1 protein-coding gene is annotated in these 3,154 nt (G+C 37.9%); it reads right to left on the bottom strand.

Annotated features, from left to right (window positions below; all coding sequences use genetic code 11):
* Positions 1 to 1,564 precede the first annotated feature (1,564 nt).
* Positions 1,565 to 3,154 (bottom strand): hypothetical protein (locus F457_RS13120; protein ID WP_040921139.1); only part of this gene is annotated, 1,590 nt, incomplete at its 5' end.

The raw sequence follows: 3,154 nt of genomic DNA, 5'->3' as shown, positions 1-3,154 counted from the left end.
CTAAAACCTGCGTCGCAGCTAAATCAATATCGCCCTTTGTCTGATCATGCGCTCCATCGCCTCGGGCAATAATCGAGACATCGTTCCCCGCATTCTCAGATTTGTTCTTTCTTATACATGAGATCTATTAATATATCATATCACAATATTTAAAACCATAATACAAAAAATAATAAATATAAATAAGGTATCAGCTCTTTTCTAAAAAAATATGTCCATATGTAAAAAACAAGAAAATATAAATTTTCAGGTAGATTCCCTTCGCTAAAAATATCAACCTTACCAGAAATAAAAACCATATCAAATATAGGATATAATATTATAACTAAAATAGTAATTACATAAAGAAAAGAGAAAAAAACAGGAGATATACTCATAAAAGTAATGACTACCACTAGTAACGTATAAATGTCATTGATAATGATATGTTTTTTAAACAAAATCCCTAGAAAAAAAAGGAAATGTAATAACTATATAAAAATCTGTTTAAATAAAGAAGATAAATTAAAATAAAGTAAAAGAAAAGAAACCTTGATGAGTCTTTTGAAAGGTTTTTCACTTAATACACTCCTTCTTTTTTATTCATCATTTCTTTTAGAGAGTTCCATTTATTATGGAAATCTTCATCACGTACTCTCTTAACATAAGTAGCAAGATGATAATCTATAAATTCTTCTATATCACCAATATCAGCCGTTGCTGGAGGAATGAATGTAGTCGTTTCGCTCTTATGTATATGTTCCTATATATGAAATCCATCCTGAATAAAATGAAGAAATTCTCCGTTAATATAGCTTTTATCTATTTTTTCTTCATCATTTCGGGCTTTAATAGAAACATCTTTCCAATATCCAGACATATTATACAGTCTCTCAGTACTTACATGAAACGCAGCAGCATTAGAGTCTGTTAGGATTTGAAATCATCAACGGAGGCGGCAACATAGAGCACGGATATGAAAGATGAAGCTGTTTTATCATAGCGTGTTGCCACCGCGTTAACACCAGTTAGTTCAGAAAATCTTGAAAGAATGTCTTCACGGTAGACTTAGCAGCACTTCTTCGTATTAAAATTTAACTCACTTCCTTATGTGACAAGTACTAAGTAAGAACAATATAAAAATTGATGGTAAATACTTTTTATAATTTTTTTTATTCACCGAGAGAAAGCATGGAATATAAAAAGACATTACAAAGAACATCACATAAATGCTAGTATAGCATAATGTATATATAATATCAATTCTCCACAATGACACATATAATAAAAAACTCATCAAAACAGTTATGGGATATAATATAGAAAACAAAACATAATTTGAAGAATCATCAGAAATACGAGAAGAAATAAAGAAAAATGAAATAAAAACCATGATTATAAAAGAATATATATTATATAATTTCTTATCACCTAAATATATTGACATCTTATATATTAAAAATAATGAAATTAAAACATGGAAACATATATAAAATTCAATTCCATTAAAGAAAAACGAATTAATGTAATAAAAAAACAACCAGAAGAAAACAGACTTAATAAATACATTATCCATAACACATCCTCATTTATGTAGCTTAGACTTAAGAAGATTAACATTGTTACGGTACTGCTCATCAAGAGCCCGCGCAACAGTGCTATTGTAGTGCTTATACACTATACCCAAAATTGGATTCATGTTCTTATCCACCGTTGCTGTCGGCACATATGATACTGTGATCCCCTTCTTACTATCATTTTCAGCATATGGAAGATAGTGTCCTAAAGGAGATCCCCCTAATAAGAAGCCTTCATGGACACCATTTTGAAATAAATGTAAAAATTCTCCATTAATATATACTTGGTCAATTTCTTGCTTCTCAAAATTTCTTCTACTCGCCGTTACCTTAGTATCACCATTTTTACCTAAAAAAGCACTATCCAGAAGCGCATTCTCGCTATTAGTAAGCATATTCACCGATGCGGGGTTAGTTGCCACCGCGTTAATACCGGTTAGTTCAGCAAAGCTCGTGGCCAACCCTCCTCCTAAGGAGTTTCCGCCAACAAGAACATGCTTCATCAGAGGCGTCCCTTGAAGTTTTCTCGCAAGCTGTTGCACAGCAGCATATTCACCTTCCCCTTCAAAAATGCGTGAGATAAATTCCAAACCAGGATATTGAAACGCGTCGTTTATGCTACTGGCTATGTTATCTGTCCCCTTGAAAACAAGAAGAGGAGGCGTTTCCGCATTAGATGGATCTTTTGGAAGATATAAAACTCCCTGCAAACCCGAAGCTTGCCCTGTTACAACGTCAATTGGATGGTACAACATCTTCCGCAATCCATCGACCCCATCAATTCCCATCTGCCTTAAGCTTTCGTCGGTGGGTAAAACATATTCATCAGGTACAACGCCTCCTATTCCACCATCTGCCTTCCAAAAACCATTATGGTCATCAAACCCGCACTCATAGGCTATAGCCACGTGCCGCCTCAATTCGCCCTGGTGCACCTCGTTGATATATTGTGCTGCTACCCCTTCCGCGAGCGCTTCTTTGATAATTCCTGCCGCCGTATCATTATATTGATTGATGATGGAAGCGATACCGGCTCCATTCAAAGCGCCGCCTATACCCACTCCGATCGTATTACCAAGAGCCGCTCCCGCCCCAGCAGAAATAATATTATCCGTTAAATTGGCTGCAATCTGTACGCTCGTTCCATTGCCAAACAGACGTCCCATCCCATAACCAATTGGGTAAGCAGCCAATCCTCCTGCCACTTTCCCTCCCGCCGTTGCGGCGGCGGCTGCTCCTGCATTCCCTCCTGTTGCGGCCGCTATGCCCGCATCCCCCGCTGTTTCTAGAGCAATACGCGCCCAATTATTGGTAACGTCTCTGTCGTCAAACCCCGGAAGAACGCCTTTATGATGCACACCGTTCTTATCCGTATAAGGCCCCAGCTCATCGGAAACCTCCCCAACGACTTTTCCGACAAGCTGCGTGCCGACTTGGGAGGCTTGAAGCTGATTACCCAGCTTCGTGGCGTCAAACTTATTGTCTAAGGCCCCATCCGCCTTGCTCACATCCGTCGTGTAATGCCCACTCTGGCTGTGGGCCTGCACCGTAATGTTCCCGCTAATCGCTGACTGGCTCACGCTCGTTTCTTTATGAGA

It is taken from the genome of Saccharibacter floricola DSM 15669 (assembly GCF_000378165.1).
GTDB classification, from domain to species: Bacteria; Pseudomonadota; Alphaproteobacteria; order Acetobacterales; family Acetobacteraceae; genus Saccharibacter; species Saccharibacter floricola.
Note: the sequence above shows the minus strand (reverse complement) of the source record. Positions and strands in the feature narration are given on the sequence as shown.